This is a genomic window from Micromonospora sp. NPDC049801, from assembly GCF_040656575.1.
Classification (GTDB): domain Bacteria; phylum Actinomycetota; class Actinomycetes; order Mycobacteriales; family Micromonosporaceae; genus Micromonospora.
Genome location: NZ_JBFAMS010000009.1, coordinates 251,873 through 274,811, shown reverse-complemented (window position 1 = coordinate 274,811; position 22,939 = coordinate 251,873). Strand labels below are relative to the sequence as shown.

The window sequence follows — 22,939 nt, the reverse complement described above, 5'->3', positions numbered from 1 at the left end:
CCTCCGGGCAGCGTCTCGCTGATGACCCCGTCGCCGTACTCGTGCACCGCGACACCGGTATCCGGACACCACCGCGCCTTGCCGGATCGCCGCCCGGACTCCGCCTCGGCTCGACCGCCCTTATGAAACAGGACCTAGTCGAGTTCGTCGTCTGACAAGGACCCTCCCGCGGCCGGAAATAAACGGCGCGGGAGGGTCCTTGTTACTCCGGTAGCATGATCGGTTGTCCGGCCGGGGTGACCCGCGGTCGGACGAACCAGGGAAGGGGGTGGCGCCGATGCCACGGGAGAAGGGGCGCAAGGTGGTCGCCTCCAACAAGAAGGCGCGCCACGACTACGCGATCCTCGACACGTACGAGGCGGGCATGGCGTTGACCGGCACCGAGGTCAAGTCGCTGCGGGCCGGGCGGGCGTCGCTGGTCGACGCGTTCGCCCAGGAGCGCGACGGCGAGCTGTACCTGCACGCGATGCACATCCCGGAGTACACCCAGGGCACCTGGACCAACCACGAGCCCCGGCGTACCCGCAAGCTGCTGCTCAACCGTGGCGAGATCGACAAGCTGGTCGGCAAGACCCGGGAGGGCGGTCTGACCATCGTCCCGTTGCAGGTCTACTTCTCCGACGGTTGGGCCAAGGTGGAGATCGCCCTGGCCAAGGGCAAGAAGTCGTACGACAAGCGGCAGGACCTCGCCAAGCGGGACGCGGACCGGGAGATCGCCCGGGTGTCCGGTCGACGCGGCAAGGGAATGGACGACTAGTTCATCCTGTTTGTCCGGGTCGGCGTGCCGCCCCGGGGCTCGGGATGAAAGCGGTTGCGGCAGGCGTTAGGCTTGTCAGTGCCACCACATCGGTGGCCTGTCGAGGGGGTGACTGGTTTCGACTTCGTACGCAGCGACAGGGGAAGCGAGCCGAGGAAGCCGACGTCGTCTCGAGAATCGGTCGTCGGAAACTTATAAGCGCCAAGAACACTCGCGCTGACTTCGCTCTCGCCGCCTGAGGCGAGTAGCTAAGTCTGTCGGCCTGGGAACGCCTTCGTCCCAGTAGCCGGCATCAGCTAGAAGGCTGGCCAATCGGACCCGGTCGCGGGGTCCGTGCGGCGAGATCAATCAGCGACTGGGCCCGTCACACCAACTTGCTCGCGTGAGCGGTGGGGCCGAGTAGAGGCACAGCGAGCTGCGCTCGGAGAAGCCCTGACAAACCGGCGAAGGACCCGGGTTCGATTCCCGGCACCTCCACCACCTCGAAACGATGCGCCCCGGCCCACCGGCCGGGGCGCATCGTCGTATGTGACGAGTGGGGCTTCGCCGCCTACGCTGCGGCTGTGGCGAACCAGGGACTGCGTCTGTCGGTCGGCGCGTCAGCCGGTCAACGCACGCTCGCGGTGGTGACGGGGGTGCTCGTCGCGGCGGTCGGGGTGGCATTCGTGCTGGGGCCGGTGATCGCCGGCGGGCTGCTGCGTCGCCTCACCGGCCCCGGGGACGGGTTCGCCACCTACGAGGAGGCCCGCGATCTGCCGCCCGGCATGCTGCCGCCCGCGCTGCGGGAATCCGGAGGCGGGTCGGGGCGGGGGCTGTTCCTCGGGCTGTGTGGGCTCCCGTTCGTCCTGCTCGGTGTCTACCTGGTGCTGCGGGTGCTGCGGACGGCCGCGTGGTTGGACGGGAGCCGGGTGCACGTGCGAGGTGCGCTGCGCAGCCGAACCGTCGATCTCGCCAACGTACGCGTCGACCCCGGGCCGTACCGCGACCCGGAGGGCCATGGTGGTCCTTCGGCCATCGTCGTCACCGATCGGGTCAGCGGGCAGCGGGCTACGATCCCGCTTCGGGGCATGGGTCTGCCGGTCCTGCCGCCGTCCGAGCTGCGCGCGCTGGCTGACGCGTTCGTCGCGGGTGGGCCCGAGGCTGCACCCGACGCTCGCGCCGTCGCCGCCCAACTGTGCCGACTGGCGGACGCCTGAGCTGCCGCGACCGGTGCCGGCGCTGCGGCATCCGCGACCCCTGGGCCACGAGTGGGCGTTGTGACTGATGAGGTGGATGAGCACCAGAAGGACCCTGGACAGGGCGAACGGGCGGGTTCACCATCACGGTACGGGGTAGCGGCGCGGGAGGTGCCATGGTCACCGGTGGAGTCCAGCAGCCGTCGGGCGCGACCCGTCCGCATCCGTCCGACCTCGCCGCCGGGCCGCTTTCCGCCGGGCTCGCCGCCGACCTGCACGCCCTGACCCGGGCCGTCGCCGTCGTAACGACCGAACCTCGTTGGCGCGATACCGTGCTGCTGCGCCTGCGTCCGGTCCGGCGGGACTTCGCCGAGCACGTGCGGGTCACCGAGGGGTCGGCCGGCCTCTATCGGGAACTGCTCACCCACTCGCCCCGCCTCGACCACGGCATCCGGCTGCTGACCCGGGAGCACGCCGCGATCGTCGCCGCGATCCTGGCCGTGCAGCGGGTCGCGGAACGGCCCGAGGCCAGCCCCGACGAGCTACGCCACTTCACGGGTCACCTGCTGGGGGCGCTCGCCCGGCACCGGCGTCGTGGCGCGAACCTGCTGTGGCAGGCGTACCAGACGGATCTGGGTGGCGAGACCTGAGCCGACGCCGGAACCGACGCCGCGGCGGCACCGTCGAACCCGGCATGCGTCGACCGGTCCTGCTGCTCGTTCTGCCCCTGCTGTCCATGGTGGCCTGCGCCACGCCCGGCCTCGGCCCCGCCGCCGATTCCGCCGTCGGCCCCACCGCGTCGACCCACCGTGCGTTCGACGACCGGGCCGCCGCGGTCGCTGCGGCCTGGCGGCCCGGTCCCGGTTGGATTGACGGGTACGTCCCTCTCCAGGCCCCGACCGTGCTCACCGGCGATCCGCGTTTCACCCCGGACACCGAGACGGCCTTCCGATCCGGCTGGTACCGCGCGCAGGTCGCCATCCCGTCGACCGGTGTCAGTGGCGAGATCCGTTTCCCGGACGGCCGGTTGACCCTGCCGCTCATCAGCGCCGCCGAGGCGTACCGGCAACTCGCCCAGGGTGACCCGTTGCCCTGCCCGGGTCGGCCGAAGCGGCCCGGACTACCGACCCCCGGCGGTCCCACGGTCGAGCCCGGGCCGGACGGTTGGGCCACCAGCACGACGCAGACGGCCTGCCTCCCGCTGACCGTCACCGGGGTGACCCTCGGCACCGTGCCCGTCCGTACGAGTCGGGGCGAGGCGCAGGTCCCGGCGTGGCTGTTCACGGTGGAGGAGTTGGCCACCCCGGTGGCCCAGCTCGCCGTCGCGCCGACGGCGGTCACACCGGTCCCCTCGGTGTCCCCACCGACGCAGCCGCCACCGGACGGGGTGGTCGCCGCACAGGACCTCGTGGCGGTGGACGGCGCACGACTGACCGTCCGCCTCGGCGTCGGCTCCTGTGACACGGGCATCAGCCCGCTGGTGTCGGAACGGCCGGACGTGGTGGTGGTCGGCGGCACGGTCACCCGCTCCACCGGCGTCTGCAACGCCATGCTCAAGCTGCAGCCGGTCACCGTCACCCTGGACGCGCCGCTGGGGGCACGGCCCGTGCTGGATGTCGTCAACGGCGCTCCGCTGTCGATCGCCCCGCGGTGACGACGCCCCGTACGCCGGTCAGAGGATCGTGGGCACGTCGGTGCTGATCGGCACCGGCAGTACGGTGGGACCCCCGGCGCGCAGCCCGGCCGCGAGGGCCGCGCCGAACTCGTCGGGGGTTCGCACCACCTCGGTGGCGCAGCCGTAGCCGGCCGCGATGGCCGTGACGTCCAAGCCCGGCAGGTCCAGCCCGGGCACCCCCGGTGTGTCCTTCAGCTCGGCGAACGCCTTGAGGATCGCGTACTGCTGATTGATCGGCACGACGACCACGACGGGCAGGGACAGGCGCGCGGCGGTCCAGAGCGCCTGTACGGAGTAGTGGAACGAGCCGTCGCCGATCACCGCGACCACCGGCCGGCCGCGCCCGGTGTCCCGTTCGGCCAGGGCCACCCCGATCGCGGCCGGCAGGCCGTAGCCGAGGCCGCCGCTGGCCATCGTGAAGTACGACGCCGGTCGGGTGATGCGCAGGTTGCGGCGCAGCGCGGCCAGGTTGGACGGTGACTCCTGGACCAGCACGCCGTCGGCCGGCCAGTGCGCGGCCAGCGCGGCGAACATCGCGTCGGCGCTCAGCGGCACGGTGACCGCCGGCGGCGGCGGGACGGCCCGGGGTGCCGGCGGCTGCCGGCCGGCGGCCGGCACCAGGTCGAGCAGGGCGGTGAGGGCCAGTCCGGGGTCGCTGAGCAGGCTGTCCCCGACCGGGGCTCGGGCGGCCTCGTCCGGGTCGTCCGTGACGTGCAGCAGCCGGGCGCCCTCCGGCAGGTGGTTGCCCGGCACGTGCGGGTAGTAGCGGAACACCGGGGCGCCGACGACCAGGACGGTGTCGTGCCCGTGCAGCGCCTCGGCGAGCGGCCCGATGGCGAACGGCAGGACGCCCCGGAACTGTGGGTGGTCCTCCGGAAAGACGGCCCGCTCCGGTGCCGGTGCCGACCAGACCGGTGCGGCAAGTCGCTCGGCCAGCGCGACGGCCGCCGGCCAACTGCCGGAGCGGTCCACGCCGGGGCCGAACACCAGGACCGGGTCGCGGCTGTCGGCCAGCACCCGGGCGAACATCTCCAACCGCTGCGGGTCCGGCCCGAAGCGGGTCGCCACCGAGCGCGCCGCGGGCGGCGTCTCGGCGGGCTTGGCCCAGTCGTCCATCGGCAGGGAGAGGAAGACCGGACCGACCGGGGGCTGTACGGCGGTCGCGTACGCCCGCAGCAGCGCCGCCGGGATGTCCTGCGCGCGGACCGGCTCGTAGCTCCACTTGACGTACGGCTCGGGCAGCTCGACGGCCCGTCGGTTGGTCAGCCGGGGCTCCAGCAGCAGCATCTCCCGGGTCTGCTGACCGGCGGTGACGATCAGTGGCGTCTTGTTGTGCCAGGCGGTCACCAGGTTGCCCATCCCGTTGCCCATGCCCGGCGCGGTGTGCAGGTTGACGTGCGCGGGCCGGCCGGCGGCCTGGGCGTACCCGTCGGCCATCGCCACGGCCGTGGCCTCGTGCAGCGCGTGGACGTAGTGGAAGTCGGCCGGGAAGTCCTGCAGGAACGGCTCCTCGGTGGAGCCGGGGTTGCCGAAGACGGTGGTCATGCCCAGGGTGCGGAGCACGTCGTACGTCGCGTCCCGGACCGTTGCCATCGTCGCCTGCCTCCGCTCGCGCGCAGGGGCGACCGTGGGCCGCCCTCCCGATCAGCCGAATCTATCGGGATGTGACAGACCTTTCGGGCTTTTCCGGCGTCCGGGGAGGTCGTCCGGGAGCGCTCAGGGGAGCGTGAAGGGCAGTTTGATGCCGTCCAACGCCCGACCACACGCGCAGTCCTGCTCGGCGGGGAGCGCGGCCAACGCGTCCAGCAGCACGTCCCGCAGCCGGTCGGTGTTGGCCGCGAACACCCGGAACACCTCCTCCTGGGTCACCGTCTCGCCCGCCTGCACCCCGGCGTCCAGGTCGGTGATCAGCGCGATGGAGGAGTAGCAGAGCGCCATCTCCCGGGCGAGCACCGCCTCCGGGTGGCCAGTCATGTTGACGACAGTGCCGCCGATCGACGCGTACCAGCGGGACTCGGCACGGGTGGAGAACCGGGGGCCCTCGACCACCACCACGGTCCCGCCGTCCACCGCCGTGACGTCCCGCCCGGCCGCCGCCGTGAGCAGGGCGTGCCGGCCCTTCGGGCAGTACGGGTCGGCGAACGGCACGTGCACCGCGCCCTCGTCGTAGTAGGTCTGCACCCGTCCGCTGGTGCGGTCGACGAGTTGGTCCGGCACCACGAACGTGCCCGGGCCCAGCTCCGGGCGTAGCCCGCCGACCGCGCACGGCGCCAACACCTGTCGTACGCCGAGCGAGCGCAGCGCCCACAGGTTGGCCCGGTACGGGATTCGGTGCGGTGGGAACCGGTGGTCGGAACCGTGCCGGGGCAGGAACGCGACCCGTCGCCCGGCCACCTCCGCGATGGTCACCGCGTCCGACGGTGGGCCGTAAGGGGTGCCCAGCTCATGGGGGGTGCCGTCGAGGAGCGCGTACAGCCCCGAGCCGCCGATCACCGCGAGGTCCGCCGTCGGTGCCATAGAACCTCCGTCGCAACTGTCCGATCACCCGCCGCTCAGACCTTAGCCAGCGCCCGGGACGCAGGCTATGGTGCCAGGCATGGCGTTGACAGCGCGGCTGATACCGATGCACCGTGCGGAGGCGGCGGATGACGGATCCCGGGTGCGGGCTCACGGCTGACGGGTAGGTGGGATGCAGGGAGAGGGCCAGGCGATCGGCGGACGAGCGATGGAGTTGATGACCGGGCGGCTGCTGGTCGCGACTCCGGCGCTCAAGGACCCGAACTTCGACCGTACGGTGGTGCTGCTGGTCGCCCACGAGCCGGGCGGCGCGCTCGGCGTCGTCCTGAACCGGGCGACCGAGGTGCCGGTGGCCGAGGTGCTGGGCGACTGGAGCGACCTGGCTCGCCACCCGGCGGTGCTCTTCGAGGGCGGCCCGGTGCAACCCGACTCGGCGATCTGCCTGGCCCGGATGCGGCAGCCGCTACGGCGACTCAAGGGCTTCCACCAGGTGTCCGGGGCGGTCGGCACGATCGACCTCTCCGTCGACCCGGAGAAGCTGCGCGAGAGCATCGGAGGCATCCGGGTGTTCGCCGGCTACTCCGGCTGGGGCAGCGGCCAGTTGGAGCAGGAGATCGCCGACGGGTCCTGGTTTGTGCTGGACGCCCTGCCCGGCGACGCCTTCGTCGACCGCCCCGACGACCTGTGGCCGATGGTGCTGCGCCGGCAGGGCGGGATGATGGCCGCCGTCGCCCACTTCCCGCCGGACGTGGCGCTGAACTGACCCCGCCCCGGTGGGGACCCCGCGAGATGACCATGCGGGCGGGTCTGTGTATAGTTTCCCAGTGCCCGGGCGACCGGGGCGAGGCAAGGGGCCGTGGCGCAGCTGGTAGCGCACCACACTGGCAGTGTGGGGGTCAGGGGTTCGAGTCCCCTCGGCTCCACCCTTGTTTGTGCAGCTCAGCGGCTTGGTCGGGGATACCGATCAGGCCGCTGAGCTGTTTCGCGTGGTACCTCGCCCGATCGGGGCGCTCAGGGGAGTCTGCGGCGGAACTGTCGGTAGCCGGACGATGAAGGTCGCCCCGGCGCCGGGCCGGCTGTCGGTGGAGATCGTCCCGCCGTGGCTGGTGACCACCTCCTTCACCAGGGCCAGGCCCAGACCGAAGCGGCGGTCCGCGGCCCCGGCGCCGCGGTGGAAACGGTCGAAGAGGTGTGACGCGTCGGCGGGGTCGAAGCCGGCTCCGCTGTCCATGACCACCAGGTCCGCGCCCCGGCGCGAGGTGTGCAGTGCGACGTCGATGCGACCGCCGGTCGGGGTGTGGGTGAGGGCGTTGGCGAGCAGTTCGCCGACCACGCGGCGCAGGGCCGAGGCGATGCCGCAGACGAGAACCGGGGTGTCCGGGACGGTCATGTGCAGTTGGACGCCCTGCTCCCCGGCGCGGTCGGCCTCGCAGTCGACGGCCTGGGCGGTGAGGAGGGCCAGGTTGACGGGCTCGGCGGGGTGCCGGTCGACCGGGGTGGCGGCGAGGCGGGCAGAGAGCAGGAGCTCGTCGACGATCTCACCGAGCCGGCCGGTGGTCTCGATCAGGCGGTCGTAGTCGGCACGGTCGGCGCCGGCGCGGCGGGCCAGGATCTGGGCGCGGGTGTGTACCTGAGCGATGGGGGTGCGCAACTCGTGGCTGGCGTCGGCGACGAACCGGCGTTGCCGGCCGAGCGCCTCGGCGAGCGGCGCCACGGCTCGGCGGCCCACGGCGATGCCCGTGAGCGCTGCCGCGGCGAGGCCGACGATCGCGGCGAGGAGGAAGGCGGCGAGCAGGTGACGCCGGTCGGAGAGCTGGAAACGCGCGTCGAACACCGCTTGCACGACTCCCGTGCCGCGGGGCTGGGTGCGGACGTAGTAGGTCGTGCCGTTGCGGTCGACCTTGTCGCTGTGGACCTGGCCGTCGAGGGCCGCCGCGTCGATGGCGGACCGCAGGGGGAAGCCCGGCGGGGGCGGGTTCCGGCCCAGGTCGATGCGGCCGCCGTCGGACAGGATGATCCAGCTGCAGGCCGGCGGTCCGTTGATGGTGCCGTGGACCACGCCGTAGCTGAGCTCGCGTTCGATCTGTTCGTGCTGGTTGTGCAGCAGAGCGACGTAGGAGATGGCGGCGCCCAGGGCGAGTAGCGCCGTCATCGTGAGTCCGACGAGCAGGCTGACCCGAGCCCTGGCCCGGCGCAGCATGGTGTCCTCGAAACTCACAGGGTCCCCAGCTTGTAGCCGAGACCGTGGACGGTCCGGATCACCGAGCGGCCGAGCTTGCGGCGCAGGTAGTAGACGTACGTGTCGACCAGGGACGCCGCGGCGGCCTCGTCGAAGACCCGGCTGCGCAACTCGGAGCGGGAGTGGACGGTGAGCGGCCGGGCCGCGAGCACCCGGAGCAACTCGAACTCGCGTGCGGAGAGGGCGACCCGGGTGCCGTCGGGCAGGACGGCGTCGCGGGCGGAGAGGTCGAGCTGGCCCGACCCGAATCGCAGCACCTCGGTGGAGTCGGTGGTCCGGCGGCAGAGTGCCCGGATTCGGGCGCTCAGCTCGTCCAGGTCGAAGGGCTTCGTGAGGTAGTCGTCGGCGCCCGCGTCGAGGCCGGCGACCCGGTCCTCGATGGTGCCGAGCGCGGTCAGCAGCAGCGCCCGGGCGGCCACCGCCCGGGAGCGCAGCCGCACGACCAGGTCCAGCCCGTCGAGGGCGGGTAGGCGTCGGTCGATCACCATCACGTCGTACGGCCGGGTGAGCCCCAGGTGCAGACCGCGCTGGCCGTCGGGGGCCTGGTCGACGACGTATCCCTCGCCGGTCAGCGTCTCGGCCACCATCCCGCGTAGCTCCGAGTCGTCCTCGACGAGCAGGAGTCGATTCATGTATAGATAGTGACACCGGCAGATCGAGATGTCTCTATGTCTCGGAAAACTTGTCGTCGCAAACAACAATCTACGGGGTTCCGGCGGTGACGAGCGAGGGCGCAGCGGCGCGAGTGCGGGCCTCGCGCCGCTCGATCCAGCTCAGCAGCGGTGTCGTCATCAGCGTCGTGATGAGCGCGACCAGCACCAACACCGTGAAGAGCGACGGGTTGACGATGCCCGCCTCCAGACCCACGTTGAGCGCGATCAGCTGCATCAGGCCACGGGCGTTCATCAGGGCGCCGACGCGCAGGGCGACCCCGTTCGGCTCACCGCGCATCCGGGCCGCGGCCCAGCAGGCGCCGTACTTGCCGGCGATCGCCACGGCCACACACGCGGCGGCGAATCCGAGGACGGCGGGATTGCCCAGCAGCGCGAACTCGGTGCGCAGCCCGGAGTAGGTGAAGAACAGCGGCAGGAACACCGTCGCGGCGATCGGCGACAGCGTGTCGACCACCTTGTCGGTCTGCTCGGAGCGCGGCATCACCACGCCGACCGCGAAGGCGCCGAAGACCGCGTAGAGCCCGATCTCGTCGGTGTACCAGGCGACCAGGAAGAGCAGCGCGACCGTGCCGAGCAGCCGCGCGCGGTCGCCCGGGAACCCCATCACGTAGCCGGTCACCCGCCGCCCACCCAGCCACAGCGCCACCCCGAACAGCACCGCGCCACCCGCGGTGACCAGGGCCGGGCCGGCTTCGCCCGAGGCGAACGCCAGCACCACCGCCAGCATGATCCACGCGACCATGTCGTCGATCGCGCCGCTGGCCAGGGCGAGCATCCCATGCCGGGTACCGGTCTGGCCGCGCTCGGTGATTATCCGGGCAAGCATCGGAAAGGCCGTGATCGCCAGTGCCACGCCGACGAACGCCGCGGACACGCCGAGCGACACGTCGTCCGCACGGATCGGTACGAAGCCCGCCACGCCCAGGACCAGCAGGATGCCCAACACCAGCGGCGCGGTGACACCCGCGAGCGACACCGCTCCCGCCGTGCCGGCGAGATTGTTCAGCCGGTGGGAGGTGAAGGCGTATCCGGCCTGGAACATGAACAGCACCAGGCCGACCTGGCCGACCACGTACAGGATCGGCAGCAGCGGCGCGGGAAAGAGCGCGGCCTGCGCGCCCGGCCAGAGCAGGCCGAGCAGCGACGGGCCGAGCAGCACCCCGGCGAGCATCTCGCTCACGACGGCGGGCTGGCCCACCTTGCCGAGGAGCCAGGCGACCAGCTTGCAGAAGAGCAGGATGACCGCGACCGCGATGAAGAACCGCGGGGCGAGTTGAGTGGGCGTCACGAGCCGACCTCCTCGAAGAATCGGGTGCACAATTTCTGTCGTCGGGCGTCGACGACCATCCACGTCCCGCAGACCAGTTGCTTCACCGAGCGGCCCACGTCGAAGAGCCGGTCGCGCTGCCGCATGAGAGCGAGCCGCTTGCGGCCGGGCCCCGGAAGGCCCCGGGGCGTCAGGTACGCCGGACCGCGACTGGGCAGCGACCGGGTGTGCGCTGCCGACGAGCTGACCGAGAAGCGCCGTAGCACCTCCCGGGTCGCCGCGCGGAGCTGGACCGGTGCCGCGCCGCGCGCTGGACAGGCCCGGTTGGCGTTCACGCCGTACGGGATGAAGTGCGCGTCCTGCCGACGCAACGACAGCCAGCGGTCCGGGTCGAACTCGTCGTCGGCGGCGGGACCGGTGCGTTGGTACGCCGGGTAGTTGAAGAGCAGCACCGACCCGGTGGGGAGGGCGTGATCTCCCACGGTGATCGGTCCGGAGGTGATCCGGTGTGCGATACCGAACAGCGGATACACGCGGAGCGTCTCGTCGATGATCCGGTCGAGGGAGTCGTCCGACGTGTCCTCGACGGACCGGGCGCACAGCAGGATGTGTGTCATGGCCTCCGACATCTGCACCACGGCCGTGTTGAAGAATGCGCCCTGCAGGTACCAGGCGGTCTCCAGGGCGGTGAAGGGCGGCGGCAGCACGACCGGGCACGTCCCCGCGTCGATCCGGTCCAGCAGGTAGCGGGTCAGCCGATCCCGCCGGGACATGTGCCGCAGACCCATCCCCTTCAGCGCGGTGACCACGTCGTCCGCGTTCGCCACGACGAGGTCCCGCACCTCGCGCGGGCAGGCCGCGCCGAACACCAGCTCGTACGAGACCTCGGCCCAGATCGGCATCATCAGGTCCCGGAGCCGTACGTGGCTGATCCGGTCGGTCGGAAGAGCGTCGAGGATCCGCCGGGTCGCGGCCGTCGCCAGTTCGTCGGAGCGCGGGTGGGGGACGGCCAGCACCTGACGTGTCGTCCGCGCGACCGTCTTGTACCGCTCACCGGGCTCAAGGTGCTCCTGATGCATGTGCGGGCCGGGCGCGAGCCAGTACCAGAACAGGTCCGACAGGCCCGCCCCGCGGCTGCGCCCGTCGGCGGCCGGGTCGCCGTAGACCCGCTCGAAGTCCTCCGGCCCCACCAGCGGCCCGGGGATGGGAACGCCCTCGGTCCCATTGACCCGTTGGAAGATCCACTCTCGGAGGTCGACCACGGCCTTCACCGGGTCACCACCACATCCGGCGTCAGGTCGGCCGGTCGCCGCGCTCCGGCCAGGGCGAGGGCATGATCCAGCTCGCCTGTGATCCGTTCGAGCACCTCCCGTACGCCCACCGACCCGGCCGCCGCGAGCCCCCGCACCACCGGCCGCCCCACCAGCACCGCCCGCGCTCCGAGCGCCAGCGCGACCACCACGTCGGTGCCGCCGCGCACACCCCCGTCGAGCAGCACCGGAAGCTGCCCCTGCACGGCTGCCACCACCGCGGGCAGCGCGTCGAGCGTGGGAACCGTCCCGTCGAGCTGTCGTCCGCCGTGGTTGGACACGATCACACCGGCGGCACCGTGCTGGACCGCGAGGCGGGCGTCCGCGGGATGCAGGATTCCTTTGAGCAGGATCGGTAGTCCCGTGACACCGCGCAGCCACCCGATCCGGTCCCACCCCGCCGTCGCGTCCATCGCGATCGAACGCACCCGCCCTGTCGCGTCGCGCATGTTCTCGCAGGCGTAGCCGGGCGGCAGGTCCGTGAAGCCGTTGCGTTGGTCACGCTCGCGCCTTCCGAACACCGGAGAGTCCACGGTCACCACCAGCGCCTGGCAGCCCGCCGATTCGGCGCGCTTGACCACGTACTCCGTGAAGTCGAGGTCGGGTTGCGGGTACAGCTGGAACCACAGCGTCCCGCCGGCCGCCGCGATCTTCTCGACCGGTTGGGTGGCGGCCATGCTCACCACCATCGCCGTGCCGGCCGCCGCAGCCCCCCGCGCGGTGGCCACCTCGCCCTCGGGATGCGCGAGCCGATGGAAGGCCGTCGGAGCGACCAGCACCGGTGCGGCCAGCGACGTACCGGCCACCGTGGTCCGCAGGTCGCGCTCGCCGGTCGCCCGGAGCACCCGGGGCACGAGCCACCGTCGCGCGAAGGCCTCCTCGTTGCCGGCCAGGGTGCGCTCCCGCCCGGCGCCGCCCTCGAAGAAGTCCTGGTGGACGGGGTCCATGTCAGCCCTCGGCACCGGACAGGCAACGGCGGAGGAACTCCTCGAGTGGCCCAACGTGGACGTCCGGCCGATCCCACCGGTTCTCCAGGTTCTCGGCAAGGTGGTGGGTGCTGATCAACTGGCCATCGCGGTGGTAACGGACCACCGGGTGCAGGTACGCCGCGTCGTGCGCCTGCCCCACGACATCCTGGGCGACCCGGGACACGGTGATGTCGAACGGGTCGACCTGGTCGTGGTCGGGCCCGTACTCCAGCGTGACGACGAATGCCTGGTCGTACTCGTGGTCGGCGGTGTGCAGGCCCGTCGACACGAGGTAGTCCACCGGCACCTCCTCGTGGTACCGGGCCTCGTCTCCGGCGACGGTGAGCACGTCGGCGAGGAACCCGAACTGCTGCCACAGGGCCGAGCTGCGGTTGACCCTTGCGATGACGGCCGCGGTCATGGCCGCCGGCTCGGCGGCGAGCCTGTCCGACGGCCAGTCCGTGGCGTCGTACCGGCGGGAGAGGATCCGGTGCAGAGCGCGTACGGCGTAGCGGAAGCCGTGCACGAAACCGCTCGTGGACTTCTTGAAGTCGCGTACCTGCGAGATCGTCCCGGCGAAGAACAGCCCCGGCACGTTCACCGACTCCCACGCTTCGGTCTGGGCCGGGAATCGGTCCCTGATGGCGAGCTGGGGTCGGGCCGAGGAATCGAAGATCGAGGCATCGAACCGGAATCCGGTACACGCCAGCACCCGGTCGTAGTGCAGTTCCTTCACGACCTCGTTGGCCCGGGAGAAGCTGAACGTGACTTTGTACCCCGTACCGTCGCGCTCGATGCTCTTGATCGTGCCGTCGAGGATCGCGTTCGCGGACTTGAGCTGATAGGTGTCCAGGAAGTTGTTGTTCACCGCGCGCAGGTGCCCGACGTAGTGGGTACGCCACGCCATCCGGACCGAGCTGGGCCCTGCGACGTGGATCAGTGTCGTGGTCTCCATGAGGCTGTCGGCGGTCTCGAAGGCGGAGTTGCCCTTGCCGATGATGAGGACCTTCTGGTCGAGATAGTCACGCGGCTCGACGCTCATCACGTCGTACCCCTCGGCCAGCTCGAATCCGGCGATGTCCGGCTCGTAGGTCTTCGAGACGCCGGTGGCGACGATCACCGCGCGGGCCTCCCAGCGCCGCTCGCCGGCCTCGACCGTGAAGACGTCGTCGTGCTTGGACACCCGGGTCACCCGGGTGCCGTACCTGACCTTGACGCCCGTCTTCGCGGCGAAGTCCGCGAGGTAACGCACCATCACGTCGGCATCCGGGAAGTACCGCTCGGTGTACTGCGTGAACAGCAGCGCCGGATCGTCGGTGAGCAGGGAGTTCCAGTCGAGCCGCAGATTCAGCTCAGGATCGTCCGTGCCGGTGTGCGGCTTGTTGATCGAGATGAGTGTCCGGTGCCGCGGATAGGTGGCGAAGAATGCCCCCGGCCCGTCGGCGCCCTCCAGCACCAGATAGTCGCGCGTGCCGTCGGCTTCGAGCAGGGCGGCGAGCTGAAGACCGGCCGGACCGGCCCCGATGATCAGGTAATCAAGCATCACGGCGCTCACCGTACGAGTCGGAAATCAGAGATTTTTCAAGCTCTTCCAGAATCGCGACCGCCGTTCGTACGTCCCCGTCGAGTGGTCGGTCCGGGTCGACCGGGGGTATCGCCTCCTCCAGGGCCCGCAGAGCACGGTCGCAGCCCACCGCCGTCGGGCGGCGCGCTCCGACATGCACCGCCTGGCGCAGACCCAGTCCGAGCGAACCGGTGATCAGGCGCAGGAGTTCCGCCTGGTCCAGGGCGCGGAGCGCGGCCTGGGTGCCGAGCGGGATGACGTCCTGGTTGTGCAGGTTGGTGGGGAGGCTCTGCGCGCTCGCGGGCACGGTGTCCCGTCTGATCTCGGTGATGAGCGCCGTCGACGCGAGCTGGACGCCCTGTAGCCCGTGCTGCTGACCGGGCCCCGCCGCGAGCATCGGCGGCAGCCCGCCGTTGCGACCCGGATCCACCAGCAGGTCGAGCTGGCGCTCCGCGAGGTTGCCGATCTGGGCGATCACCATGGACAGGACGTCGGCGGCGAAGGCGGCGGGCTGACCGAAGAAGTTACCGCCGTGCACGACCTTGTCGTCGTCCGGAAAGAACAGCGGGTTGTCGCTCACCCCGCCGAGGTCGGCCGCCACGACGCCGTCCACGTAGCGCAGGGCGTCCTCGGCCGCTCCGAGCAACTGCGGCGCGCAGCGGATGCTGTATGGCTCCTGCAGGGGTCTGCTGCCGGACGGCCGCAGCCCGGCACAGGTCGCCCGCATCGCGGCGCCGACGTCGATGGCGCCGGAGTGGCCGTAGGCGGCCAGCAGGGCGGGGTCGAGGAACTGCGGGTCGCTGCCGAGCAGGTCCGCGAGGAGGCACGTCAGCGTCTGGACCACACGGTGCGCGGTGCGGACCCGGGCCAGGGCGAGGGTCAGCGCCGCGGTGGTCAGCGACGTGCCGTTGACGAGCGCGAGCGCGTCCCGGCCGTCGAGCGGCAGCGGCTCCAGCCCGGCCTTCGTCAGCGCGTCCCCGGCAGGCATCCGGACGCCGTCCACATAGGCGTGTCCACGGCCGCGCAGCGCCTGGGCGGCGGCACCGAGCGGGATCAGATCGCCGCTGGCGCCCACCGAGCCGAGCCGGGGCATCGCCGGCGTGAACGTCGTGCCGAGCATGGCCGCGAGCGCGTCGATCACGTGCGGCGAGACCCCGGACGCGCCCCGGGCCAGGGACCAGGCGCGGACCAGCAGCGTCGCGCGTACGACATCCGGGGCGAGGTCGGGTCCCTGACCCGCGCCGAGGTGGGCGAGAGTGTTGTCGGCCTGGTCGCGTTGGTCGGCTCGGCCCGCGTACCCCACCAGCGCCCCGAATCCGGTGGTGGCGCCGTAGATAGCCCGGTCGTCGCCGAGTGCCTTGCCGAGGAACGTCCGGCCGCTCGTCACCCGGCCGCGCACCTCGTCGCTGATCACGAGCGTGACCGGGCCGGCCGCGAGGCGCAGGTCGGCGGGGCGCAGCGGTGCTGCCAGATCCACCTGAATCGTCATGGAACCGGATGCTAGAAACAGTTTCTCAGAACGCTCTGAAATCGCCTCAGTACATTTCGCCGCATGACGCACGATTGCCTGATCATCGGAGCCGGACCGGCGGGTTTGCAGCTCGCGGCCCTGCTTGAGCGCGACGGTCACGACTATGTGGTGCTGGAGGGCGGCCCCCGTCCGGGCATGTTCTTCGAGACCTATCCCCGGCACCGCCAGTTGATCTCGATCAACAAGGTGTGGACCGGCTCGGCGGACCCCGAGTTCAATCTACGGTCGGACTGGAACTCGCTGCTGTCCGACGATCCGGCGCTGCTGTTCAAGAACTACAGCACGCGTTACTTCCCCGCCGCTGAGGATCTGGTGCGTTATCTCGCCGACTTCGCGCGAGGTCTGCGCGTCCGTTACGACACCTGGGTAACGGCGGTGTCGAAGACCGGTGACGTGTTCACGGTGCAGGCCGGCGACCAGGTCTTCAAGGCCCGCAGAGTCGTCGTCGCCACCGGCGTCTCCCAGCTCTACGTGCCGCCGATCGAGGGCGTGGAACTGGTCGAGCGCTACGACACGGTGAGCGTCGACCCCGCCGATTTCGTCAACCAGCGGGTGTTGATCGTCGGTAAGGGCAACTCGGCATTCGAGACCGCTGACGCGCTGATCGAGACCGCCGCGACGATTCATGTCGCCGGACCGCACTCCATCAGGCTGGCCTGGCAGACCCATTACGTCGGTCACCTGCGCGCGGTGAACAACAACTTCCTGGACACCTATCAGTTGAAGTCGCAGAACGCCGTCCTGGACGGCACGGTGGAGCGGATCAGTCAGCGGGAGGGCGGCGGGTACCGGGTGCTCTTCCGGTACGCCCGGACGGTCGAGAATCTGCGCGAACTCGAGTACGACCGGATCATCCTCTGCACCGGGTTCCGCTTCGACGCGTCCCTCTTCGCCGAGTCGGCCCGGCCGGAGTTGGTCATCAACGATCGGTTCCCGGCGCAGACCCCGGCCTTCGAGTCGGTGAACGTTCCCGGCCTCTACTTCGCCGGCACCCTCAGTCAGCAGCGTGACTTCAAGAAGTCCACGAACGGCTTCATCCACGGCTTCCGCTACGCCACCCGGGCACTGCACCACATCATCCGCGAGCGGCACCACGGTGAGCCCTGGCCGTCCCGGCAGGTCGCGCTGACGCCGGAGGCGATCGCCGCCTCGATCATCGCCCGGATCAACGTGACCTCGGCGCTGTGGCAGCAGTTCTCGGTGCTCGGCGACGTGATCACGGTCGAGGGCGAGGCCGCCCGCTACCGGCAGGAGGTGCCGGTCGCCTATCTGCGGGACGCGGAGCCGGACGTGTTCGCGCTCGTGATCACCCTCGAGTACGGCCCCGACCACGACCACGTCGACCCGTTCGACATCACCGTGCCGCGCCCGGCCGAGAACGACGCGACGGCCGCCCAGGACGCCACCTACCTCCACCCGGTGGTGCGGGTGTGGCGCGACGGGCAGGTCGTCGCCGAGCACCACCTGGCGGAGAACCTGGAGAACACCTGGGACCTGCCGACCGTGCATCAGCAGCCCCTTGAGGTCTTCGTCAAGGGTGTCCTCGCCGATGCCCGCTGACGTCTGGCCGCAACCAGTCCTGGACCTCCTGAGCGCCGGCGGGGACCGGCCGGTCTTCGAGGACGGGCCGGTCGTCACGACCGCGTCGGAGATGGCGGGGCTGATCCGGCGTATCGCGGCCGGGCTGCGCTCGTGCGGCGCGGGGCCGGGCGTGGGTGTCACGCTCGACCTGCCGGTCACCGCTGCGGCCTTCGCCGCCACGGTTGCCGCCTTCGCCGTGGGCGCGCGGGTGTCCGGGTGGCGTGCGGACCTGAGCCCGGCACAACTGTCCGGCTCCCTCGTGGTCGACCCGACTCGGCTGGCCTCGTTCACCGAGCAGCCTGACGACGGGCTGGCACTCGTCGCGGCGGGACGGGACGAGGATCCCGCACGGATCATCTGGACCAGTGGGAGCACGGGAACACCGAAGGGCGTGGTCCAGACCTACGCCGCCATGTCGGCGTCCTGGGTCCCGTACCCGGACCGGTGGCCCCCGGCCGTCGCCGAACTGGCCACCCGGATGCAGCGCTACCTGGTCTTCGGCTCGCTGGCCAGTCAGGTGATGCTGGAGTACGGCATCCTCTCCCTCGTGGCGGGCGGCACCCTCGTCGTGGCGCCCCGGCCGGTCTTCCCGGACGCCCTGGTCGAACACCGGGCCACGGCGAGCGTGATCACGGTCGGCAAGCTGCACCAGTTGATCCGGGACCAGCGCTCCCACCCGGTGGACCTGCGTCACCTGCGGGCGCTGATGGTCTCCGGCTCGCCCCTCGCGCCGGGCCGACTGGCCGAGGCGCTCGACGTGCTGGGTCCGGTGCTCTTCCACGGCTACGGCCAGACCGAGACGTCGATGATCGCGATGGTGACCCCCGCCGAGATGCTGACCGACCCCGCCACCCTCGCCACGGTCGGCCGCCCGGCCGTGGAGGTCGCTCTTCGCGACGGGGAGATCTACGTCCGCACACCCGCGCAGGCATCGTCGTACTGGCAGGACCCGGACGAATCGGCCGAGGTGTTCGTGGACGGCTGGGTGCGGACCCGTGACCTGGGTGAACTCGACGCCGACGGTTACCTGCGGCTGCTCGGGCGCACCCGGGACGTGATCATCATCAACGCGCAGTTGGTCCATGCTGGAGCGGTGGAGCGGGCGCTCGCCGCTGACCCCACGATCGCCGAGGCGTACGTCGTCGGCGATTCGGACGAGGCGACCGGCGAGGCCGTGCACGCCTTCGTGGTGCCGGCGGCCGGGAGGACACCCGATCCGGACCTGCTGCGCAAGCTCGTGGCCGCACAGGTGGGCGACCTCGCGGTGCCGCGCACCGTCACGGTCATCGACCGGGTCCCGCTCGCCGCCAGCGGCAAACCCGACAAGAGTCAACTCCGACAGCTCCGGTAGCGGAGTTGCGCGAGACGCCCTGACCGAGGCGGCGGTCAGGGCGTCTCGCCGTCGGGCTACTGGCCGAAGCGCGCCCGGATGTCGTACTCGTAGGACGCCTTCTGCCAGATCACCGAGAAGCGGCCGGTCGGGCTGGACGCCGGCTGCGCGTACCGCCCGTCGGGGGCGATGATCTCGTCCGCCCCGAACGTGCCGTCCTGGCCGACCGTCCGGGCGTGCACCTGCGTGGTGGAGACGTCCGGGCCCCAAGCCTGCCAGGTGACCAGGCCGTCGCCGTCGTCGTCCAGGGCGACCTTCGGCCAGTCGCCGACGCCGAGCCGGGTGACCGTGCCGAGCACTCCGGTGGAGGAGATCGAGCGGGCGAAGACCTGGATACCCTCGGGAGTCCAGCGGCCCCAGGTCAGCACCGCGTCGCCGTCGAGATCGCCGGCGAGTTCGTCGAAGAGGCTCAGCTCGTGGGCGGCCGGCGAGACGCTGAGGACGCTGCCCAACGTGTCGGCGTGGCTGTAGTGCCGGGCCCGCAGGCGGGGCGGCTCACCCGCCTTGGACCACCGGTAGCTGATCACCGCATCGCCGTCCCGGTCCACGGCGAGCGAGACGCTGGCGTACCTAACATCGGTGGCCCGTCCGGCGATGACGCGCAGCGGCGCGACCCCCTCCGGGCGGACCCGACGCGCGACGACGCGCTCGTAGCTCTCCGTCCAGGCGACGACGGCGGTCCCGGCGCGGTCGACGCCCACTACCGGCTGGTCCACGCCGACACCGAGGGTCAGCTCGGGGCCGAGGGAGCTGTCCGCGCCGAAGTAGCGGGCCTTCGTCGTGTACGCGCCGTCGCGGATCTCGGTCCAGGTGACCAGCGCCAGCCCTGACGGGTCGACCGCGACGGCCGGACTCACCCCGTGCCACGTGGCGATCATCTGCAGCGGACCCAGCTCGCCGGTGGCGGACACCCGCCGGCCGGCCACGAGGCCGTCCTGCGTCCACACCACGGCCGAGTCGCCGTCGTCGTCGGACGCGACCTTGGGCCAGAAGGCGGACGCGCCGAGCGGCGAGAGCGTCTGGACCGGGCCGGCTGTGCCGTCGACCGAGACGAGCTGCGCCTTCACCTGGTCGTTGCAGCTACTCGCGTTGTTGTCGCAGCCCGCCCAGGCGAGCAGCGAGTCGCCCTGCCGGTCGACCGCCACGAAGGGCTGGTCCAGCCCGCTCCAGCCGGGCTCCGACACGACCTGGATCGGCGACCAGGTGGCCGCCCACGCGGGTGCCGGCACGGCCGCCAGGGCCGCCAACACGCCGACCACGCCGGCGGTGAACTGTCGTGTACGCCGTCGGGTCGCTGTTCTGTCTGGTCCGTGCACCGTCGCCCCCTCGATCGATGAACATCCTTGATCAGGAGGGATGATGCCATCGAGTCACGCGCACCGCTCGTCGAGAACGGCTACGCGAAACGCCCCGACCGGATGGTCCCGGTCGGGGCGTTCTCGACTGTATGTCCGCTAAGAGGCGTATCAGCCCTGGCGGCTCTTCCACTGCGGGTTCGCGCGGTTCACCACGACCACCCGGCCGCGACGACGGACCACCACCGAACCGGGCTTCTGCTTGAGCGCACGCAACGAGCTACGTACCTTCATCTCTGCCTCCTCGGCCTGGGGGTCTGGCCTGAAATCCGTACCGGTTATCGGAACGCCGGTGCCCGCCGCGTGATTCCCAGGCCCCGGGCGTCGAACCTTTGACCTCCCGCGCCCGTACCAGTGGCGGGAGGTTCAAGCCATGAGGGTGCGTCGGATGCTCGTCGTGGTGCTCGTCGTCATGGCGGCGGCACCGCTGGGCGCGGCGCCCGGCTGGGCGCACGGCGCCCCCACCGACCCGGTCAGCCGGGCGGCGGCCTGTGGGCCCGAGGGCCGGTACGCGTCGACCAGCGCCTGCCGGGCGGCCGTGGCGGCCGGCGCGGCGGTGCGCGAATGGGACAACGTACGCGTCGCGGCCATCAACGGTCGGGACCGGGAACGAATCCCGGACGGGGAGCTGTGCAGCGGAGGGCTCTCCGCGTACCAGGGGCTGGACCTGCCCCGGACCGACTGGCCGAGCACCCGGTTGACCACCGGCGTGACGTTCACCTTCCGGTACCGGACCACCATCGAGCACCGGGGCACCTTCCGGCTCTACGTCACCACGCCCGACTACGACCCGCGTAAACGGCTCACCTGGGCAGATCTGGAGCCGCGTCCGTTCCTGACGCGGACCGACCCGCCGGTGCGGGCCGGCGCGTACCAACTGGCCGGTCGGCTGCCCACGGGGCGTACCGGCCGTCACCTGATCTACACGATCTGGCAGAACTCCAACACCCCGGACACCTACTACTCCTGCTCCGACGTGGTCTTCGCGGCCCCGGGCGGGACCGGGACGCGCGCGTCGGCGAAGGCGTCGGCGCGTACCCCCGCGAGCCGGCCGGTCGCCAGCGAGTCGGCGGTGGCGGCGGCGGCCGACCCGGGCGTGCCGGTGGCGTCGGTGCGCGACCTCGACGGCCGGTGGCCGGTGCTGGCCGGCGCGGCCGTCGTGCTGGTCCTGGCGGTACTGGTCGGCGTGGGTCGACGGCGACGCGACCCCGTCGCGCCGACGGGACCACGGTGCGAGGTGCGCAACCACCGGGCCGGGCGGCGCCGGATCTGGTGACCCGGCCCGCCCGCGATCCGGCGGTCAGCCCAACAGGCGGTCGATCTCGGCCAGGTCCTCGGTGCCCAGGTCGAGGTTGTGCACGGCGGCGACGTTGGTCTCCAACTGCTCGACGCTGCTCGCCCCGATGATGAGGCTGGTCATCCGCGCGTCGCGCAGCGCCCAGGCCAGCGCGAGCTGGGCCAGGGACTGACCGCGCCGCTCGGCGACCGCGCCGAGCCCCCGGATGGTGGCCATCTTCTCGTCGCCGAGGTCGCTCTCGTTGAGAAAGACGCTGGTCCGCACCCGCGAGTCGGCCGGGATGCCCTTGAGGTAGCGGTCCGTCAGCAGGCCCTGCGCGAGCGGGCTGTACGCGATGCAGCCGGCGCCGACCTGCTCCAGCGTGTCGAGCAGGCCGTCGTCCTCGGTCCAGCGGTTGAGCATCGAGTACGACGGCTGGTTGATCAGCAGCGGCGTGCCCAGGTCGCGCAGGATCGCCGCGGCCCTCGTGGTCTGCTCCGAGTTGTAGTTGGAGATGCCCACGTAGAGGGCCTTGCCGGAGCGGACGATGGCGTCCAGCGCGCCCATCGTCTCCTCCAGCGGGGTGTCCGGGTCGAACCGGTGCGAGTAGAAGATGTCGACGTAGTCGAGGCCCATCCGGCCCAGCGACTGGTCCAACGACGAGATCAGGTTCTTACGCGAGCCCCACTCGCCGTACGGGCCGGGCCACATCAGATATCCGGCCTTGCTGGAGATGACCAGCTCGTCCCGGTACGCCTTCAGGTCGGTGGCGAGCATCCGGCCGAAGTTCTCCTCCGCCGAGCCGGGCGGCGGGCCGTAGTTGTTCGCCAGGTCGAAGTGGGTGACGCCGAGGTCGAACGCGCGCCGGACGATGTCCCGCTGGCGCTCGTACGGGCGGTCCGGGCCGAAGTTGTGCCACAGGCCGAGAGAGACGGCGGGCAGCCGCAGGCCACTGCGTCCGCTGCGCCGGTAGGTCATGGTGTCGTAGCGGTCTTCCGCGGCGAGGTAGGTCACGATCATGAGCCTAGCCCCGGTCCGGCCTGCCCGAGATCGGGCGTGGAAAGCCGGACATCGGGGTAGTTTCGACCCGACGACCGGCCCTGCACCGCGGAAAGTGAGCGACGTGGACGACATCACCGCACTGATCCTGGACGACCACGCCGCCTTCCGGCGCGGCTTCGCCCGCCTCGACGACGCCCGCGACGAGCAGGAACTGCTGGCCATCTGGGACGCCCTCGCCCTGCACCTGGACATCCACGCCGAGGCGGAGGAGGCGATCCTCTACCCGCACCTGGTCAAGCACGGCGACGACGGCGAGGACGAGACCGCCGACGCGATCGGCGACCACAACAAGATCCGGGACGCCATCGCCGAGTCCAAACTGCACCCGGTCGGTTCGAAGCCCTGGTGGGAGGCGGTCGGCACGGCCCGGCGGGAGAACAGTGAACACCTGGCCGAGGAGGAGGACGAGGCGCTGCCCGACTTCCGCCGGCACGCCGGCTTCGAGCTGCGCGCCGAGCTGGGCCAGCGCTGGCTGACCTTCTACGGCGAGCACAAGAACGGCCGTGACCTGCCGTTCCGCGACAAGGACCCGCAGGGGTACGTGGCCGACCACCGCTGAGATCTCCCCGCTGCGGGGGAGTCGCGCACCCGGTCCACG

At 71.3% G+C, this 22,939-nt stretch carries 21 protein-coding genes, 1 tRNA gene and 1 other RNA gene; 11 read left to right on the top strand and 12 right to left on the bottom strand.

The window, feature by feature from the left end:
- Nucleotides 1-277 precede the first annotated feature (277 nt).
- The 5 genes from smpB (at nt 278) to AB0I89_RS18870 (ending at nt 3,586) form a co-directional block, all read left to right on the top strand.
- Complete coding sequence (gene smpB, locus AB0I89_RS18890; protein WP_124775313.1) at nt 278-757, top strand: SsrA-binding protein SmpB; 480 nt, start codon at nt 278-280, stop codon at nt 755-757.
- A 104-nt stretch (nt 758-861) separates the two neighbouring features.
- Nucleotides 862-1,237, top strand: a transfer-messenger RNA (tmRNA) gene (gene ssrA, locus AB0I89_RS18885).
- Between the two features lie 83 nt (nt 1,238-1,320).
- The gene (locus AB0I89_RS18880; RefSeq protein WP_357128009.1) at nt 1,321-1,953 is read left to right on the top strand and encodes a hypothetical protein; all 633 of its coding nucleotides are present in this window, start codon (nt 1,321-1,323) and stop codon (nt 1,951-1,953) included.
- A 155-nt stretch (nt 1,954-2,108) separates the two neighbouring features.
- Nucleotides 2,109-2,582 (top strand): hypothetical protein, encoded by a 474-nt coding sequence (locus AB0I89_RS18875; protein ID WP_357128006.1) that lies wholly within the window; start codon nt 2,109-2,111, stop codon nt 2,580-2,582.
- 44 nt (nt 2,583-2,626) lie between these two features.
- Complete coding sequence (locus AB0I89_RS18870) at nt 2,627-3,586, top strand: hypothetical protein (RefSeq protein WP_357128004.1); 960 nt, start codon at nt 2,627-2,629, stop codon at nt 3,584-3,586.
- 18 nt (nt 3,587-3,604) lie between these two features.
- Here AB0I89_RS18870 and mdlC read toward each other — a convergent pair whose 3' ends face one another.
- Nucleotides 3,605-5,200, bottom strand: a complete 1,596-nt coding sequence (gene mdlC / locus AB0I89_RS18865) for a benzoylformate decarboxylase (RefSeq protein ID WP_357128001.1) — start codon at nt 5,198-5,200, stop codon at nt 3,605-3,607.
- Nucleotides 5,201-5,323: 123 nt separating this feature from the next.
- Complete coding sequence (locus tag AB0I89_RS18860) at nt 5,324-6,124, bottom strand: S-methyl-5'-thioadenosine phosphorylase (protein ID WP_357127998.1); 801 nt, start codon at nt 6,122-6,124, stop codon at nt 5,324-5,326.
- 172 nt (nt 6,125-6,296) lie between these two features.
- Here AB0I89_RS18860 and AB0I89_RS18855 point away from each other — a divergent pair, with 172 nt between their 5' ends.
- Both AB0I89_RS18855 and AB0I89_RS18850 read left to right on the top strand, forming a co-directional pair.
- Nucleotides 6,297-6,887 carry a YqgE/AlgH family protein gene (locus AB0I89_RS18855; RefSeq protein ID WP_357127995.1) on the top strand — a complete coding sequence of 197 codons (591 nt, stop codon included), beginning with the start codon at nt 6,297-6,299 and terminating at the stop codon, nt 6,885-6,887.
- Between the two features lie 87 nt (nt 6,888-6,974).
- Nucleotides 6,975-7,047, top strand: a tRNA-Ala gene (locus tag AB0I89_RS18850).
- A gap of 41 nt (nt 7,048-7,088) precedes the next feature.
- On the opposite strand, the gene AB0I89_RS18845 is transcribed toward AB0I89_RS18850, so the two are convergent.
- The 7 genes from AB0I89_RS18845 to AB0I89_RS18815 all read right to left on the bottom strand — a co-directional run bounded on the left by AB0I89_RS18845 (nt 7,089) and on the right by AB0I89_RS18815 (nt 15,635).
- Entirely contained in the window at nt 7,089-8,342 is a 1,254-nt protein-coding gene (locus AB0I89_RS18845; protein ID WP_357127988.1) for a HAMP domain-containing sensor histidine kinase, read from the bottom strand.
- Complete coding sequence (locus AB0I89_RS18840) at nt 8,339-8,995, bottom strand: response regulator transcription factor (RefSeq protein ID WP_357127985.1); 657 nt, start codon at nt 8,993-8,995, stop codon at nt 8,339-8,341. Before AB0I89_RS18840 ends, AB0I89_RS18845 begins: the two co-directional genes overlap by 4 nt.
- Before the next feature lie 70 nt (nt 8,996-9,065).
- Complete coding sequence (locus AB0I89_RS18835) at nt 9,066-10,325, bottom strand: cation:proton antiporter (RefSeq protein ID WP_357127982.1); 1,260 nt, start codon at nt 10,323-10,325, stop codon at nt 9,066-9,068.
- Nucleotides 10,322-11,566, bottom strand: a complete 1,245-nt coding sequence (locus tag AB0I89_RS18830) for a cytochrome P450 (protein WP_357127979.1) — start codon at nt 11,564-11,566, stop codon at nt 10,322-10,324. The genes AB0I89_RS18835 and AB0I89_RS18830 overlap by 4 nt, the downstream gene beginning before the upstream one ends.
- A gap of 5 nt (nt 11,567-11,571) precedes the next feature.
- Nucleotides 11,572-12,561: an alpha-hydroxy acid oxidase gene (locus AB0I89_RS18825; protein WP_357127976.1), complete on the bottom strand. Its 990-nt coding sequence runs from the start codon at nt 12,559-12,561 to the stop codon at nt 11,572-11,574.
- 1 nt (nt 12,562) lies between these two features.
- Nucleotides 12,563-14,125, bottom strand: coding sequence for an FAD-dependent oxidoreductase (locus AB0I89_RS18820; RefSeq protein WP_357128044.1), 1,563 nt, complete (start codon nt 14,123-14,125; stop codon nt 12,563-12,565).
- Nucleotides 14,118-15,635 (bottom strand): aromatic amino acid ammonia-lyase, encoded by a 1,518-nt coding sequence (locus AB0I89_RS18815; RefSeq protein WP_357127973.1) that lies wholly within the window; start codon nt 15,633-15,635, stop codon nt 14,118-14,120. Before AB0I89_RS18815 ends, AB0I89_RS18820 begins: the two co-directional genes overlap by 8 nt.
- 63 nt (nt 15,636-15,698) lie before the next feature.
- Between AB0I89_RS18815 and AB0I89_RS18810 the strand changes: the two genes are divergently transcribed.
- Together AB0I89_RS18810 and AB0I89_RS18805 are read left to right on the top strand one after the other, a co-directional pair.
- Nucleotides 15,699-17,237, top strand: coding sequence for an NAD(P)-binding domain-containing protein (locus AB0I89_RS18810; protein ID WP_357127970.1), 1,539 nt, complete (start codon nt 15,699-15,701; stop codon nt 17,235-17,237).
- Nucleotides 17,227-18,609, top strand: coding sequence for a fatty acid--CoA ligase family protein (locus AB0I89_RS18805; protein WP_357127967.1), 1,383 nt, complete (start codon nt 17,227-17,229; stop codon nt 18,607-18,609). The genes AB0I89_RS18810 and AB0I89_RS18805 overlap by 11 nt, the downstream gene beginning before the upstream one ends.
- 56 nt (nt 18,610-18,665) lie before the next feature.
- On the opposite strand, the gene AB0I89_RS18800 is transcribed toward AB0I89_RS18805, so the two are convergent.
- Nucleotides 18,666-19,964 (bottom strand): hypothetical protein, encoded by a 1,299-nt coding sequence (locus AB0I89_RS18800; RefSeq protein ID WP_357127964.1) that lies wholly within the window; start codon nt 19,962-19,964, stop codon nt 18,666-18,668.
- 150 nt (nt 19,965-20,114) lie between these two features.
- Nucleotides 20,115-20,237: a 50S ribosomal protein L36 gene (locus tag AB0I89_RS18795; RefSeq protein ID WP_030490864.1), complete on the bottom strand. Its 123-nt coding sequence runs from the start codon at nt 20,235-20,237 to the stop codon at nt 20,115-20,117.
- A gap of 139 nt (nt 20,238-20,376) precedes the next feature.
- On the opposite strand from AB0I89_RS18795, the gene AB0I89_RS18790 reads away from it, so the two are divergent.
- Nucleotides 20,377-21,279: a lytic polysaccharide monooxygenase gene (locus tag AB0I89_RS18790; protein ID WP_357127960.1), complete on the top strand. Its 903-nt coding sequence runs from the start codon at nt 20,377-20,379 to the stop codon at nt 21,277-21,279.
- 24 nt (nt 21,280-21,303) lie between these two features.
- Here AB0I89_RS18790 and mgrA read toward each other — a convergent pair whose 3' ends face one another.
- Nucleotides 21,304-22,299, bottom strand: coding sequence for an L-glyceraldehyde 3-phosphate reductase (gene mgrA, locus AB0I89_RS18785; protein WP_357127957.1), 996 nt, complete (start codon nt 22,297-22,299; stop codon nt 21,304-21,306).
- A 103-nt stretch (nt 22,300-22,402) separates the two neighbouring features.
- Here mgrA and AB0I89_RS18780 point away from each other — a divergent pair, with 103 nt between their 5' ends.
- Nucleotides 22,403-22,900, top strand: coding sequence for a hemerythrin domain-containing protein (locus tag AB0I89_RS18780; RefSeq protein WP_357127954.1), 498 nt, complete (start codon nt 22,403-22,405; stop codon nt 22,898-22,900).
- Nucleotides 22,901-22,939 lie beyond the last annotated feature (39 nt).

Coding starts and splice junctions, on each gene's coding strand:
- AB0I89_RS18870 (WP_357128004.1), top strand. CDS start 2,627: ATGCGTCGACCGGTCCTGCTGCTCGTTCTGCCCCTGCTGTCCATGGTG.
- mdlC (WP_357128001.1), bottom strand. CDS start 5,200: ATGGCAACGGTCCGGGACGCGACGTACGACGTGCTCCGCACCCTGGGC.
- smpB (WP_124775313.1), top strand. CDS start 278: ATGCCACGGGAGAAGGGGCGCAAGGTGGTCGCCTCCAACAAGAAGGCG.
- AB0I89_RS18855 (WP_357127995.1), top strand. CDS start 6,297: ATGCAGGGAGAGGGCCAGGCGATCGGCGGACGAGCGATGGAGTTGATG.
- AB0I89_RS18795 (WP_030490864.1), bottom strand. CDS start 20,237: ATGAAGGTACGTAGCTCGTTGCGTGCGCTCAAGCAGAAGCCCGGTTCG.
- AB0I89_RS18810 (WP_357127970.1), top strand. CDS start 15,699: ATGACGCACGATTGCCTGATCATCGGAGCCGGACCGGCGGGTTTGCAG.
- AB0I89_RS18805 (WP_357127967.1), top strand. CDS start 17,227: ATGCCCGCTGACGTCTGGCCGCAACCAGTCCTGGACCTCCTGAGCGCC.
- AB0I89_RS18875 (WP_357128006.1), top strand. CDS start 2,109: ATGGTCACCGGTGGAGTCCAGCAGCCGTCGGGCGCGACCCGTCCGCAT.
- AB0I89_RS18790 (WP_357127960.1), top strand. CDS start 20,377: ATGAGGGTGCGTCGGATGCTCGTCGTGGTGCTCGTCGTCATGGCGGCG.
- mgrA (WP_357127957.1), bottom strand. CDS start 22,299: ATGATCGTGACCTACCTCGCCGCGGAAGACCGCTACGACACCATGACC.
- AB0I89_RS18825 (WP_357127976.1), bottom strand. CDS start 12,561: ATGGACCCCGTCCACCAGGACTTCTTCGAGGGCGGCGCCGGGCGGGAG.
- AB0I89_RS18815 (WP_357127973.1), bottom strand. CDS start 15,635: ATGACGATTCAGGTGGATCTGGCAGCACCGCTGCGCCCCGCCGACCTG.
- AB0I89_RS18840 (WP_357127985.1), bottom strand. CDS start 8,995: ATGAATCGACTCCTGCTCGTCGAGGACGACTCGGAGCTACGCGGGATG.
- AB0I89_RS18860 (WP_357127998.1), bottom strand. CDS start 6,124: ATGGCACCGACGGCGGACCTCGCGGTGATCGGCGGCTCGGGGCTGTAC.
- AB0I89_RS18820 (WP_357128044.1), bottom strand. CDS start 14,125: ATGCTTGATTACCTGATCATCGGGGCCGGTCCGGCCGGTCTTCAGCTC.